The sequence below is a fragment of the Parabacteroides sp. AF48-14 genome, assembly GCF_003477465.1.
GTDB lineage: Bacteria > Bacteroidota > Bacteroidia > Bacteroidales > Tannerellaceae > Parabacteroides > Parabacteroides acidifaciens.
Genome location: NZ_QUDI01000001.1, coordinates 56,851 through 70,664 on the forward strand (window position 1 = coordinate 56,851; position 13,814 = coordinate 70,664).

Here is a 13,814-nt window from a genome sequence, read left to right on the forward strand (position 1 = left end):
AGGTCTTTAATCCTCTTCCGCAAACATCGGGTCCCAAGCCGGTAACCGTGTCGGAGTCTGTTTCAATACCTCTTTTACTTTGTTGGTGATAAACTTTTTGTTTACGACCAGGCGGAACATATATTCGTTGAACCATTCGTCCGTCATGATCAGGTGGCCGCTGTTTGCACCCGGTCCCCAGCTGTTTTCCACCATCCATTTTTTAGGCTTGCCGTTTGCGTCCAGGTCGACAGCCATCAGAGTCATGGCATGGGAGGAGCCGCTGGCGAAAGTCTGGATGCGCTGTTTCTTGTCCATTCCGAAGGTAGTGCCCATCAATGAACCGTAGTCATAATAGTTTACATCGAGTGCACCCCGTTCGCGGTCGAAGAACTTACCCACATCGCAAGAGAAATACATCATCGTGCTGTCCTTGATGGAAGCGATTGCCATCTCTTTGATATCTTCTATCGGGAGGTTGACATACGTCCAGTTCTTGCCATCGTAAGCATGGCGGTCATAATCGATTTCGTATAATTTATAGTAGTCGCGGCTCGGATCGTTCATCAGCATGACATAATTGTTTTTCAGGTCTTCGCCGACAAATTCCTGATAGAATGATTGCGGCGTATATTCCTTTGTCTCCACCGGTTTGCCGTTTGCGTCCTTGCGGGTCCAGGTGAATTTCGTAGGTGGTTCGCCCAGGTTGAGGACCAGCATACGGTAGATTTCCCCTAACATCTCGGTCTTACGTTTTGCCAACGCTTCCGGCTTTGAGCTTTTGGCGTCGCGCAAAGCCAATCCGTATTCTTTCAGCTTCAGTCCGAGCAGGTTTGCCATACGGCTGGTATTGTCACTGCTATGTGTTTCAACCATTACTTCGGAAGGAACAACGCCATATTTCATCAGGTTGTCGGATATGCCGGTAAACTGTCCGCCGTCTCCGATCGGATTCTTGAACAACCATTCCACCATCTTGTCATCCATCGGCCTCTCCCGTGTGTCGATGATTCCCTGCAGGAAGAGATTTGCTTTTTCCAACTGGTCCCAGAAGAAGTTATAGTTTTGTGACAGTTCGAATTCCGGAAGATTATATTTAGCGATGGCCCGGGCGCGTATGACATTCAGTCCTGTGAACAACCAGCAACGGCCGGATGACTTCTGGTTCGTGATACCTTTACTGTTCACCTTATGGGAAAAGTAGGTGTCGAAATTGTTTTTACTGTCATTGTTGACTGCCAGCTTGTTGATGTCGTTGTTGCTGATAGCGTTATGAATCGCTTTGTCAGCCGGTGTTCCCTTGTAAGCTTGTTTGATTTCCTGCAACATATCGGAAGAGATACCGCCTCCTGTCTGTTGTCCGTAAGCTGATAACGAAAGCCCGCATGCTAAGGCTGTTATCCACAGGTTGTTTACTTTCATGATATAACTTGTTTAGTTTTTATGAGTTTTGTCACAAATGTAGTTGAATTTCTCTAAATACCGGCATATTATGCCAGATGAATATATAAGTCCTTCTTGCTTGTAAATCTAATGCGTGTTCAATAATATTGAATTTATAATGAATAATATTCAATTATATTTGCGTATTTATAAAGTAATATGTATTTTTGATGCGAAGTATTACAAATATAAATAATCATAGGAGGTGAAGTGTATGAGTGAAATAAAGAGGCGTTTGCCTTTACAATGTCCTGCCTGCGATGCTCCGCTGTTAGTCAGCCGGATGTTTTGCGGAGAGTGTGAAACGGAAGTCTGCGGCACATTCGAGCTGCCTGTACTTGCCAAGCTGACGGATAAAGAGCAGCAGTTTGTGGTAGACTTTATCAAGTCGAGCGGCAGTTTGAAGGATATGGCAAAGAATATCGGCGTCAGCTATCCTACTGTCCGGAATATATTGGATGATTTGATTGATAAACTGAATAAAATGGAATAAATTATGAAAAAGCAGTATTTGTACGGATTGGTAAATCCGTTTGAGCGGGTTGCCGGGTTAGATTCCTTACTTTGGGGATTGGCGGGAATGGTTGTTTCAACAGTGCTCTGTTATTTTTCGGCATGGCATTATCATGGATTGTTACATTTCGGGCCGGCTCCTAATCCGGCATGGTGGTGTTATGCGGTGGAACATCTTGTCGTATGGTTAGTCCCTGTTGCCCTGTTTTATCTGGGCGGTTTGCTTTTGTCCCGTTCGCACATCCGGTTAATAGATGTGTTGGGAACAGTAGCGTTTGCACAGCTGCCGTTGATCATTATGAATCTTTTTGAATTTCTGCCACCCATGCAGAATCTGGCAAAAATGGACATGCACCAATCTCCGGTAGAAATGATGCAACAGCCCGGATTCCTTGTCGGAATATGGTTGTCACTTGTTGCCTTTGTCTTTCTGATCTGGACACTTGTCTGGATGTTCCAGGCGTTGAAAGTCTCCTGTAACCTGAAAGGCTACCGTTTGGGAATCCTTTATTGCGTCGGAGTGTTCGGCGGAGATGTTATCTGCCGGTATCTGATAAGATTATGTTATTGATGCAAGAGTTGCCGGCGCAGTTCTGCAATATCGGTCACGATATAATCGGCCCCTGCCGCAGATAATTCCGCCCGGTCGCCATACCCGTAAAGCACACCGATGGAGTCGAGCTGGTTTTCTTTGGCTCCGATGATGTCGTGCTTGCGGTCGCCGATCATGACAACAGATGAGAGGTCCGTCAGGTTATTGCTCTGCAATGCGTGGCGGATTACATCTCCTTTTGTATAGAAAGAACCGTCCAGGCCGCTTCCGGCGACAAAAGTAAAGTAGCGGTCTATATCGAAATAGTCCAGGATGCGTTTGGCAAAGACTGTCGGTTTGGATGTTGCCAGTATAAGGGTGCGTCCTTGCCGGGTTGCCTCCTCCAGAAAATCTTTCATCCCTTCGTATAGCTTATTTTCGTAAATGCCTGTATCGGCAAAACGTTCGCGGTATTTAGCCGCAGCCTCTTTCGCCTGTTCATCCGTAAAATGGTAAAATCCCCGGAATGAATCCAAGAGGGGAGGCCCGATAAAAGGGCAGAGCTCCCGAAGGTCCTTGACTTGTATGCCGAAATGGTTCAACGCATATTCGACACACCGGGTAATGCCGATCATCGGGTCGGTAATCGTGCCGTCCAGATCCATCAGGAGATAGTTATATTCTTTCATCAATGATTGTTTTGTTTTCCTTGTTCCATTATGTCCAATGCAGCGTCCAGCCAAGTGTTGATGTCATCCGGATAGTGTTGTCCGGTGCGGGTGTCGCTACGTTTGTGTCCGAGGCGTACGACAACTGCATTCTTATCGGGAATTATAAAGACATATTGCCCGAGTATTCCCCGCATGTACGGAATGTCCATGCCTTTGTAGTTCAGATGCCAGAACTGGAAACCGTAGCAACGGTTCGGTTCGTCGTATTCCGCAAAGCGGAGCGTACTGTCCGGTGTCGTCGCCTCTTTCAGGTAGCTTTCCGAAATCAGTTGTCTGCCGTTCCAGCTTCCCCCGTTCAGGAGCAATTGACCGAAACGCGCAAAGTCGCGTGCATTGCTGTTGAAGCAACAATAGGCCTTTTTCATACCGTCCTTTTTATCCAAGCTCCACAAGGCATTCTCTTCCGCTTGCATCGGGGTCCATAGTTTGCGGGAGACATACGAACTGACGCTTTCTCCTGTCGCCTTCTCCACTAAGAAAGCGAGTAGCTGGGTGACGCCGCTCTGATAGATAAAGTTTATGCCCGGTTCGGCTATCTCTTTCATGCCGAACGCGATCTTGTGCAGGTCATTCCCGTAATACAGTTTTGTCGTGGGGGAGAAGGGGGAAGAATAAGCCTCCTGGAAATCGACGCCTGCGCTCATTGTCAGCAGGTGGCGGATGGTAAGCGTTTTCCCGTTATATCCGTTGAATTCCGGAAAAAAGTCACTGACCGGCTGGTCCACGCCCCGGATCAAGCCATCATCGATGGCGCATCCGATAGCTAACGACACGATGCTTTTAGCCATCGAAAACGAGTTACTGTGCGATTCCGGCGAATAGTCTTCCCAATATTGCTCGAAAAGCAACGAACTGTCCTGTATGACGACATACGCCACCGTTCCTAATTCGTCAAAGACCGGAAGATACTTCTCCGGAATCGAACAAGTGTTGTATGCCTCCGCCTGTTTCCAGGGAGACGGATCGCCCGCCTTCACGATCCGGTTCTCAAAGATCGGGTATTGGTCGATCTTGGGGAGGAAATGCGTGAGCGCCCTGCGCAGGTAATAATTGGAGGGCAATGCTAAAAAAACTCCTATGCAACAGGCAAGCAGTAGTATTGCCCATCCAATCTTTTTCATCTATTCCGCCCCTTCTTCTTTATACCAGGATGAGTACATATGATAATTCTTGGCGATCTTCTGATTGATCTCTTTCGCCTGTTCCGGGTCCACTTTCTTGACGAATTTGGCCGGTACGCCGGCGTAGATGCTTCCCGGCTCGACGATTGTTTTGCTCAACACGACTGATCCGGCAGCCACAATGGCCCCTTCGCCGATCACGGCATGGTCCAGCACCACCGAACCCATCCCGATCAGGCGCCGTTGCATATTTTCGCCCCGTGGATCGTCACGTTATGGCCGACCGAGACATCGTCGCCGATTTCAATGGTCGATTTCTCATATAACGTGTGCAGGACAGATCCGTCCTGTATATTTACGCCATTACCGATGCGGATGGAATTGACATCGCCGCGCAGTACCGTTCCGAACCAGATACTGCACCCTTCGCCTATTTCGACATCACCTATTATCGCGGCGTTGTCTGCCAGGAATGTATCTTTACCAATTTTGGGTGTAAAGCCCCTTACCGATTTAATTAAAGCCATAATTATTTAGTTAGATTTCTGTTGTTTTCTCTTTCAGCCAAGCCTTCTCTTCTTCATTCAGATGCGGGCTTACCAGTTCGTACACCATCTGGTGGTATTTGTTCAACCAGGCATGTTCGCGTACGGAGAGCATGGACGGGATGACCAGCTTGGTGTCGATGTAACATAAAGTCAATGTCTCGAAGCTGAGGAACTTCCCGAACTCGGTTTCACTGTCTTCGCGGATCAGGATCATATTTTCCGTCCGGATACCATATTCGCCGGGGCGGTACATGGCCGGCTCGTCGCTCATCACCATGCCGGGTTCGAGGATGACAGGGTTTTCTTCCATGCGAATGCTCTGCGGCCCTTCATGCACGTTGAGGCAGTGGCCGATGCCGTGACAGGTGCCGTGCAGGTAGTTGATGCCGGCATCCCAAAGCGCCTTGCGGGCGAAAGCGTCGATCAGGCAACCCCGTATGCCCGCCGGGAATTTACATTTGGCGATACCGATCGTCCCTTTCAGGGCGCGGGTGAAGTCTTTCTTCATCTGTTCGGTCGGCTCGTCGCAAAGGGCGATTGTGCGGGTGATGTCGGTTGTCCCGTCCAGGTATTGTGCACCGGAGTCGAGCAGGTATAAGCTGTCGGTTTTCAATTCCGTATCCGTTTCAGGAGTAGGAGAGTAGTGCACGACTGCCCCATGAGGACCGTAGCTGGAGATGCTGGCGAAACTGTCCATCACATATTGCGGTTGCTCGGCGCGCAGGCCCGTTAGTTTGGCCGCTGCACTCAACTCCGTCACTTTTTCTCCGGCCTTCAGGCTGTTTTCCAGCCAGAAAAAGAACTTGGTCATGGCGATACCGTCTTTCAGGACAGCATTGCGGAATCCCTTGATCTCTGTTTCGTTTTTGATACTTTTCAGGTGGTTGGCGGGCGAAATTCCTTCAATAAGGATGCTGCTTTTCGGCAAGGCATTGCAGATGGCGACATTCGTCCGTTTGCCGTCGATGAAAACCCGTGTCTGTTCGGGCAGGCGTGAAAGATAAGTAGCCAACATGCCATAGTCGGCCAATGTCACCCCTTCTTTCTTCAGATGTTCGGCTATGTCGGCCGGAAGTTTCTTCGGATTGACGAAGAGCACGCTTTCCTTTTCGGAAATAAAGGCGTAGCTGACGACAACCGGATTGTAAGTAACATCCGTTCCCCGGATATTGAATGTCCAGGCCACTTCGTCCAAGGCTGACAGAATGGTGCAGTCGGCACCGGCTTTATGCAACATCTTGTTGATGTCGAGCAATTTGTCTTCAACAGATCTTCCACTCAGCTCGATCGGCATTTCGAACATCGGTGCTTCCGGGATGGCTGGCCGGTCTTTCCAGATAGGATCGATCAGGGAAGCGTTTGTGTCCAGTTTGATATCCTTTGCAGCCAGTGATTTCTCCAAAGCGCGTGCTTCGGCTAAGCTGTATGTTTCGCCATTCAGTCCGGCTGTTTGCCCGGCTTTAAGCTCATGCGACAGGAACTCCGGGATTGTCGGTGTTTCAGGCAGCATCATTTTGTAAAGTTCGATACCCGTTCCTTCCAATTCGGTCGTAGCTTGCAGGAAATAACGGGAGTCAGTCCATAATCCGGCTTTGTCGGCTGTAATGACGACAGTACCGGCCGAACCGGTGAACCCGGATATCCATTCACGGTATTTCCAGCAGTCGGCCGGATATTCGCTCATGTGCGGATCGGAAGTCGGAATGATGTAAGCATCAATCTTATGCTGTTTCATTGCGTCCCTCAGGGCGGCAATGCGTTCAGGAATGTTTGTTTTCATCGCATTTTATTTATTTTGTCAACGTTTACTATAGTTGCAAAGTTATAAAATTCCCGGATAACGAAAGAACCTGGCGGGGATTATCTTTGAACCCGGTTGAAAGCTGTCTATCTAAATTGGCAAGAACTACGCTTTGTTGTACAAAAGTAGCACTGTTTTTCCTTGTAATCATACCAAATATGATAATATAAGGCAAAATAGGATATACTGTATTGTTTTTCTATACTGAACAGAAAGCGGTTTTATATAGGAGTTGATGTTCAACGCTTATAGGCATATGCTGAACGGAAAGCGGTTTTTCCCTACCATATATATTATATATAAAATATATACAGTTCCTTTTTTCTTTTATTTAGATAATGATATCTGGAAAAGAAAACAATTGTCTGTAACCACAAAAACAATTACTTTTGAATGCGAAGACAATTACTTTTGATCATATAGACAGTTGTTTTCCATGCCCATGGAAATGAATACAAATAAATCGATGCCGTTTAAACCGGAAATCGGTTTAAATGCTTATATTTGCCTCTACACACTTTAATACATAGAAAGCCATGAAGAAGTTGATTGTTTTTACCTGTTTCTTGGGCTTGCTTTTCTGTTTAAGCTCCTGTTCGTCGTACTACTATTCGATGTTGAGTGCCAATAGTGGTATTTCGGGAATGAACGAATATAATGATTTCGTGCAGGAGAACGACAGCGTGTGCATCATTTATAATTTTTATGGGGAAGATGCGCCGGTGAATGTGACAGTGTATAATAAGTTGGACGAGCCGATGTATATCGATTGGCAACGTTCTTCCCTGGTTCTGGGAGACGAAGCGATAAGCTATTATCAGGATGTAATGCCTGTACATGGGAAGGTGGAATCTTACTCTTCTACCTGGCAAGATGGCACGGTCAGCGGTTATTCAAGCGGTTCCTTTTTCGGGGAAGTGCAGTTGCCGAGAGGAGTCGAATTTATTCCACCTAAGTCAAGGGTCGAATCTTCAGCTTTGTGTTTGGGACGGGAGTTTCTGGACCGGATTCCTGATTGCAGCTTTACGAAACGCTCTTTTGTGACATCCGACGGCAACAGGACAAACCTGAAAGTAATGGAGTTCACGGAGCGAAACAGTCCGTTGCATATCAGGAGTTATCTGACCATTTATACGGGAAAGGAAGAACATAAATCCGTTTATGAATCGTCTTTCTATCTTTCCGAATGGGTAGATGCCGGAAAGATGTCTCCTTCGGGCATCCGGATCGGGCAGAGTGAGGAAGGCAATTTCTCCTATTATTGTAACCGGCGTGGTCAAACGACCGGTTGGATTATCGGATACGCGGCTTTAGGGGTTTCTGCACTTACTTCTATAATTCTTATTGTGACACATAAGCCCTCTATGGATATGCCGAGCCATTTTTGATCAGTAAATAAAAAAGATGAATACAATTATTGCCGCCTTAAAGACCGTTCGCCTGAATGAAGATGCGAGCGCTGTCATTATTTTGGATCAGACCCGTTTGCCGGGTGAAGAAGTTTATGTTTCCCTCGCTTCGGCTGCCGAGGTTTGGGATGCTATCTATAAGTTAAAGGTACGCGGAGCACCTGCTATCGGGATTGCGGCTGCCTATGGCATTTATGTTTGTAGCAGGCGGATTCAGGCTGCTACGTTCGATGATTTTCACAGGGAATTTCTGAAGATCAAGGACTATCTGGCGTCTTCTCGTCCGACGGCGGTCAATCTGGTTGCTGCGTTGAACCGGATGGAGAAGGTCGTAACCGGTCATCCGGACGTTCCGGTGGTGGAACTTCTGCGGCTTTTACATGCCGAGTCGGAGGCTATCCGGGCAGAAGATGCAGCCGCTTGCCGTAAGATAGGGGAGAACTGCCTTTCCTTGCTCAAGCCGGGAATGGGAATCCTGACACACTGTAATGCCGGGCATTTGGCTGTTTCGGAATATGGGACGGCATTGGCTCCGGTCTATCTGGGGGAAGAACGCGGGTACGGATTTAAGGTGTTTGCCGATGAAACACGCCCGCTGCTGCAGGGAGCGCGCCTGACGGCCTACGAATTGCATAAGGCCGGCGTGGACGTTACGCTGATCTGCGATAATATGGCGTCGATCGTCATGAAAAAAGGTTGGGTGCAGGCGGTTGTGGTCGGTTGCGACCGGATCGCGGCTAATGGTGATGTGGCCAACAAAATCGGAACTTCAGGCGTGGCGATCCTGGCCCGTCATTACGGCATTCCTTTTTATGTGCTGGGGCCGACGTCGACGATCGACCTGGCTTGTCCGGACGGAGATTCGATCGTCATCGAAGAACGTAGCCCCGATGAAATTACGGATATGTGGTACACTTCGAGGATGGCTCCCGAAGGAGTGAAAGCCTATAATCCTGCTTTCGATGTGACTTCCCACGAACTGATAACTGCGATTATAACGGAAAAGGGGATTGCTTATCCGCCTTTCCGGTTGGATGATTTATAAAAAATATTCTTCGAAAGTTTTGCTAATCCCGAAACAATCAGTAATTTTGCTGCCCAATTTGTGGATATAGTAATAAACAATATAATAAAATTAAATTATGATCGTAGTTCCATTGAAAGAAGGCGAAAACATTGAAAAAGCGCTGAAGAAATTCAAAAGAAAGTTTGAAAAGACAGGTGTAGTTAAAGAATTGAGAAACCGTCAGGCTTTCGAAAAACCCTCTGTTACAAAGAGAAAACAGACTATGCGCGCTGTTTACGTTCAGCAATTGCAGCAGGTAGAAGAATAAAAATACAAAATCTATCTGCCAGGCTTGTTTTATTGGATTCTTATTCCTATTTTCGTTGCATAAAAGTTGATGCAACGTGAATGTGCAGATTGATTCGTTTTTAGATTATCTTCGGTATGAGCGGAATTATTCCGAATATACGATTGATGCTTATTCTCAGGATTTGCATCAGTTTGAAGGTTTTGTAAAAGAGAAGAAGGAAGGCGCATTTATACCGGAAGAGGTAGATACGGATATTGTACGGAATTGGATTATATTCTTATTGGATAGCAAGATTTCGCCCGTGTCGGTCAACCGGAAATTAAGTTCTTTGAAGTCTTTTTTTAAATTCCTTATGAAGCAGGGATTTGTTTCTGTAAACCCGTTACGGTTTGTAATCGGTCCGAAAACAAAGAAGCCGTTACCTACTTTTGTAAAAGAGAAGGATATGGAACAATTGCTGGATGGAGACGGGTTTAATGAGGATTTTGAAGGTGTGAGGGATCGCTTGATTCTTGAAATGCTTTACGACACCGGTGTGCGGCGTTCGGAGTTGGTCGGCTTGTTAGATGCCGACATAGACTACGATGCCATGCAGATCAAGGTGACGGGGAAGCGCAACAAACAACGGTTGATCCCTTTTGCAGAAAGATTGAAAAACTTGATGCTTGCATACACTGAAGTCCGAAATCGTGAAGTTGGCTCAGGAAGCGGATGGTTCTTGGTTCGGAAGAACGGAGAACAGTTGTCCACCGGCATTCTTTATACAATAGTAAAAAAGAAGCTCTCGGACATTCCGACATTGGCAAAATGCAGTCCCCACGTATTAAGACATTCATTTGCGACAAGTATGTTGAATAACGGAGCGGAGCTGAACGCCGTGAAAGAGTTACTCGGACACAGCAGTCTGGCTTCAACCAGTATTTACACACATACAACCTTTGAGGAATTAAAAAAAGTGTATCATGCTCATCCAAGAGCACAAAAAGAAGGAGGTTAATTATGGACATTAGAATTCAGGCAATCCATTTTGACGCAACAGTTCAACTGGAAGCGTTTATTCAGAAGAAAGTTAGTAAGTTGGAGCAATACTTCGACGGCATAATATTAGCAGAAGTAACGTTGAAGGTCGTCAAACCTGAGACCGCGAAGAATAAAGAAGCTGCTATTCGACTGAAAATTAAGAATGGAGACTGTTTTGCTGAGAAGGTAAATGACACTTTTGAAGGATCAATCGACGAATGTGTCGAAGCGCTGGAAAAGCAATTAGTTAAATTCAAGGAAAAAATCAGAGCCAAATAAAAAAAACGGTAGATAAATTTGGTATGTAAGAAATAATGCCTAAATTTGCAGCCGTTTCGCCTTGGTGACGAAACGGCTGCTTTTTGAAGCGGACATGCCTCTTTAGCTCAGTTGGCCAGAGCACGTGATTTGTAATCTCGGGGTCGTTGGTTCGAATCCGACAAGAGGCTCAAAAAAACATATTGGGCAGTTACCAGAGTGGCCAAATGGGGCTGACTGTAACTCAGCTGTCTTTCGACTTCGGTGGTTCGAATCCATCACTGCCCACTTGCTAATTGAAAATGGACAATTGGCAATTAAATTGCGGAAGTAGCTCAGTTGATAGAGCATTAGCCTTCCAAGCTGAGGGTCGCGGGTTTGAGCCCCGTCTTCCGCTCTTATTTATTGCCTGTGTAGCTCAGCGGTAGAGCACTTCCTTGGTAAGGAAGAGGTCCCGAGTTCAAGTCTCGGCACCGGCTCAAAAATGATATTTTAGAACATGATCATTAATCAAATAAAGAACAATTAAAGTTATGGCAAAAGAGAAATTTGACAGATCGAAACCACATGTGAACATTGGTACGATTGGTCACGTTGACCACGGTAAAACAACTTTGACAGCTGCTATCACAACAGTATTGGCAAAGAAAGGTCTTTCAGAATTGCGTTCATTCGATTCTATCGACAACGCTCCTGAAGAAAAAGAGAGAGGTATTACAATCAACACTTCTCACGTAGAGTATTCGACTGCAAACCGTCACTATGCTCACGTAGACTGTCCGGGTCACGCCGACTACGTAAAGAACATGGTAACTGGTGCTGCTCAGATGGACGGTGCTATCATCGTAGTTGCTGCTACTGATGGTCCTATGCCTCAGACTCGCGAGCACATCCTGTTGGCTCGTCAGGTAAACGTTCCGAGATTGGTTGTTTTCATGAACAAATGTGACATGGTAGACGACGAAGAAATGTTGGAACTGGTTGAAATGGAAATGAGAGAATTGCTTTCTTTCTATGATTTCGACGGCGATAACACTCCGATCATCCGTGGTTCTGCTCTGGGTGCTTTGAACGGTGACGCAAAATGGGAAGAAAAAGTAATGGAGCTGATGGAAGCTGTAGATACTTGGATTCCGCTGCCTCCGCGTGAAGTTGACAAACCTTTCTTGATGCCGGTTGAAGACGTGTTCTCTATCACAGGTCGTGGTACAGTTGCTACAGGTCGTATCGAAACAGGTATCGTAAAAGTTGGTGAAGAAGTTCAGATCATCGGTCTGGGTGCTGACGGCATGAAATCTGTTGTAACAGGTGTTGAAATGTTCCGTAAGCTGTTGGATCAGGGTGAAGCTGGTGACAACGTAGGTCTGTTGTTGCGTGGTATCGACAAGAACGAAATCAAACGTGGTATGGTAATCTGCCACCCGGGTCAGGTTAAAGAACACTCTCGCTTCAAAGCTGAGGTTTATATCCTGAAAAAAGAAGAAGGTGGTCGTCACACTCCGTTCCACAACAAATACCGTCCTCAGTTCTATATCCGTACATTGGACGTTACAGGTGAAATCACTCTTCCGGAAGGAACTGAAATGGTAATGCCTGGTGATAACGTAACAATCGAAGTTGAACTGATCTACCCGGTAGCTTGTAACGTAGGTCTTCGTTTCGCTATCCGCGAAGGTGGACGTACAGTAGGTGCTGGTCAGATCACAGAATTAGAAAACTAATTCAAATACATACAAAGTGTAGCCAGTCTTGTTAAAGGACTGGCTATTTTACGGAAGTAGCTCAGTCGGTAGAGCACTGGTCTCCAAAACCAGGTGTCGGGAGTTCGAGCCTCTCCTTCCGTGCTAAAAATCTATAGATTCGATGAAAAAGATAATTACTTATATTAAGGAATCTTATAACGAACTTGTTTATAAAGTTTCTTGGCCTACGAGAACAGAGCTTTCCAATAGTGCTGTGGTTGTTATGTTTGCTTCCCTTATAATCGCCGCATTAATCTTTGTTATTGATTTAGGCTTTGAAGGCGTGATGCGTTTCTTCTACGAGAAAATCTTTTAATCAGTTTAGAGTATGTCTGATATTCAAAAGAAATTTTATGTTCTGCGCGCCATTAGTGGCAAGGAGAATAAAGTCAGAGAATACCTCGAGGCTGAACTGAAGAATACAGATCTGGGTGAATATGTCAACCAGGTGCTGATTCCTACGGAAAAGACTTTCACGGTACGTAATGGTAAGAAAGTGATGAAAGAAAGAGCTTACTTGCCGGGTTATGTATTGGTAGAGGCTGCATTGGTCGGAGAAGTTGCTCATCGATTGAGAAACATTCCCAATGTGATTGGATTTTTAGGTGGATCGGATAATCCCGTTCCCTTGCGTCCGGCAGAAGTAAGCCGTATTTTAGGTACGGTCGACGAACTGCAGGAACAGCAGGAAGACCTGGACATCCAGTTCTATGTTGGCGAGAATGTGAAAATCACCTTTGGACCGTTCAACGGTTTCACCGGTGTAATCGAAGAGGTCAATGCCGAGAAAAAGAAACTCAAAGTGATGGTTAAGGTCTTCGGACGTAAGACACCGCTTGAGTTGGGTTATATGCAAGTAGAGAAAGAATAAGTACTCTTGTTACGAAAAGTACTCCTTTCTTAAAGTTATCGATGTTATATATCTAAAAAATTTTAGAAACAATGGCTAAAGAAGTTGCTGGACAAATCAAATTGCAGATTAAAGGAGGAGCAGCAAACCCTTCTCCCCCAGTAGGACCTGCTTTAGGTTCTAAGGGTATTAATATTATGGAGTTTTGCAAGCAATTTAATGCCAGAACCCAAGACAAGGCTGGTAAGGTTTTACCTGTGGTAATTACTTACTATGCTGATAAGTCTTTCGACTTTGTTGTGAAAACACCTCCTGTTGCTATCCAATTACTGGAAGCTTCCAAACAGAAAGGTGGTTCTGCTGAGCCGAATCGTAAGAAGATTGCAGAAATCTCTTGGGATCAGGTAAAAACTATTGCAGAAGACAAGTTAGTCGATCTGAACTGCTTCACTGTTGAGTCAGCTATGAAAATGGTTGCCGGAACAGCAAGAAGTATGGGTATCACTGTTAAAGGGACATTCCCGGGTAATAATTAATAAACTTCAATTGAG

General features: G+C 45.9%; 15 protein-coding genes, 5 tRNA genes and 1 pseudogene. 16 read left to right on the forward strand and 5 right to left on the reverse strand.

The genetic code is table 11. The features are described 5' to 3' along the window. Positions 1-6 precede the first annotated feature (6 nt). Positions 7-1,401 (reverse strand): C1 family peptidase, encoded by a 1,395-nt coding sequence (locus tag DW083_RS00220; RefSeq protein WP_122331038.1) that lies wholly within the window; start codon positions 1,399-1,401, stop codon positions 7-9. A 235-nt stretch (positions 1,402-1,636) separates the two neighbouring features. Between DW083_RS00220 and DW083_RS00225 the strand changes: the two genes are divergently transcribed. Beyond that, positions 1,637-1,915 (forward strand): DUF2089 family protein, encoded by a 279-nt coding sequence (locus DW083_RS00225; RefSeq protein ID WP_115497838.1) that lies wholly within the window; start codon positions 1,637-1,639, stop codon positions 1,913-1,915. 3 nt (positions 1,916-1,918) lie between these two features. Next, positions 1,919-2,506: a YIP1 family protein gene (locus DW083_RS00230; RefSeq protein WP_122331039.1), complete on the forward strand. Its 588-nt coding sequence runs from the start codon at positions 1,919-1,921 to the stop codon at positions 2,504-2,506. Here the strand turns inward: DW083_RS00230 and DW083_RS00235 are convergent. The 4 genes and pseudogenes from DW083_RS00235 to DW083_RS00250 all read right to left on the reverse strand — a co-directional run bounded on the left by DW083_RS00235 (position 2,500) and on the right by DW083_RS00250 (position 6,647). Next, positions 2,500-3,156 (reverse strand): HAD family hydrolase, encoded by a 657-nt coding sequence (locus DW083_RS00235; protein ID WP_122331040.1) that lies wholly within the window; start codon positions 3,154-3,156, stop codon positions 2,500-2,502. The two genes, DW083_RS00230 and DW083_RS00235, sit on opposite strands and share 7 nt — an antisense overlap. Next, positions 3,156-4,319: a serine hydrolase gene (locus DW083_RS00240; protein ID WP_122331041.1), complete on the reverse strand. Its 1,164-nt coding sequence runs from the start codon at positions 4,317-4,319 to the stop codon at positions 3,156-3,158. Before DW083_RS00240 ends, DW083_RS00235 begins: the two co-directional genes overlap by 1 nt. Further along, positions 4,320-4,846: pseudogene (locus DW083_RS00245) on the reverse strand (gamma carbonic anhydrase family protein). Between the two features lie 10 nt (positions 4,847-4,856). Next, positions 4,857-6,647, reverse strand: coding sequence for an aminopeptidase P family protein (locus tag DW083_RS00250; protein ID WP_122331042.1), 1,791 nt, complete (start codon positions 6,645-6,647; stop codon positions 4,857-4,859). Positions 6,648-7,204: 557 nt separating this feature from the next. Between DW083_RS00250 and DW083_RS00260 the strand changes: the two genes are divergently transcribed. The 14 genes from DW083_RS00260 (at position 7,205) to rplK (ending at position 13,799) form a co-directional block, all read left to right on the forward strand. Further along, on the forward strand, positions 7,205-8,056 hold the full coding sequence (locus DW083_RS00260; RefSeq protein ID WP_122331044.1) for a hypothetical protein: 852 nt from the start codon (positions 7,205-7,207) through the stop codon (positions 8,054-8,056). 16 nt (positions 8,057-8,072) lie between these two features. Next, positions 8,073-9,122, forward strand: coding sequence for an S-methyl-5-thioribose-1-phosphate isomerase (gene mtnA, locus DW083_RS00265; RefSeq protein ID WP_122331045.1), 1,050 nt, complete (start codon positions 8,073-8,075; stop codon positions 9,120-9,122). A gap of 97 nt (positions 9,123-9,219) precedes the next feature. Then, the gene (gene rpsU / locus DW083_RS00270; protein WP_115497846.1) at positions 9,220-9,411 is read left to right on the forward strand and encodes a 30S ribosomal protein S21; all 192 of its coding nucleotides are present in this window, start codon (positions 9,220-9,222) and stop codon (positions 9,409-9,411) included. A gap of 82 nt (positions 9,412-9,493) precedes the next feature. Next, a complete protein-coding gene (locus tag DW083_RS00275; protein ID WP_199659128.1) occupies positions 9,494-10,390 on the forward strand; it encodes a tyrosine-type recombinase/integrase in 897 nt (298 codons plus the stop codon). 2 nt (positions 10,391-10,392) lie between these two features. Beyond that, the gene (gene hpf / locus DW083_RS00280; protein WP_115497848.1) at positions 10,393-10,692 is read left to right on the forward strand and encodes a ribosome hibernation-promoting factor, HPF/YfiA family; all 300 of its coding nucleotides are present in this window, start codon (positions 10,393-10,395) and stop codon (positions 10,690-10,692) included. A gap of 96 nt (positions 10,693-10,788) precedes the next feature. Further along, a tRNA-Thr gene (locus DW083_RS00285) sits at positions 10,789-10,862 on the forward strand. Positions 10,863-10,876: 14 nt separating this feature from the next. Further along, positions 10,877-10,959: transfer RNA gene (locus tag DW083_RS00290), tRNA-Tyr, on the forward strand. 36 nt (positions 10,960-10,995) lie between these two features. Then, positions 10,996-11,068: transfer RNA gene (locus DW083_RS00295), tRNA-Gly, on the forward strand. A gap of 10 nt (positions 11,069-11,078) precedes the next feature. Further along, a tRNA-Thr gene (locus tag DW083_RS00300) sits at positions 11,079-11,150 on the forward strand. 54 nt (positions 11,151-11,204) lie between these two features. Then, positions 11,205-12,392 carry an elongation factor Tu gene (tuf, locus tag DW083_RS00305; protein ID WP_115497849.1) on the forward strand — a complete coding sequence of 396 codons (1,188 nt, stop codon included), beginning with the start codon at positions 11,205-11,207 and terminating at the stop codon, positions 12,390-12,392. A 50-nt stretch (positions 12,393-12,442) separates the two neighbouring features. After that, positions 12,443-12,515 (forward strand) — tRNA-Trp (locus DW083_RS00310). A gap of 19 nt (positions 12,516-12,534) precedes the next feature. Then, on the forward strand, positions 12,535-12,729 hold the full coding sequence (gene secE, locus DW083_RS00315) for a preprotein translocase subunit SecE (protein ID WP_115497850.1): 195 nt from the start codon (positions 12,535-12,537) through the stop codon (positions 12,727-12,729). Between the two features lie 12 nt (positions 12,730-12,741). Then, positions 12,742-13,284, forward strand: a complete 543-nt coding sequence (nusG, locus tag DW083_RS00320) for a transcription termination/antitermination protein NusG (RefSeq protein WP_102408019.1) — start codon at positions 12,742-12,744, stop codon at positions 13,282-13,284. A gap of 71 nt (positions 13,285-13,355) precedes the next feature. Continuing rightward, on the forward strand, positions 13,356-13,799 hold the full coding sequence (gene rplK / locus DW083_RS00325; protein ID WP_115497851.1) for a 50S ribosomal protein L11: 444 nt from the start codon (positions 13,356-13,358) through the stop codon (positions 13,797-13,799). Positions 13,800-13,814 lie beyond the last annotated feature (15 nt).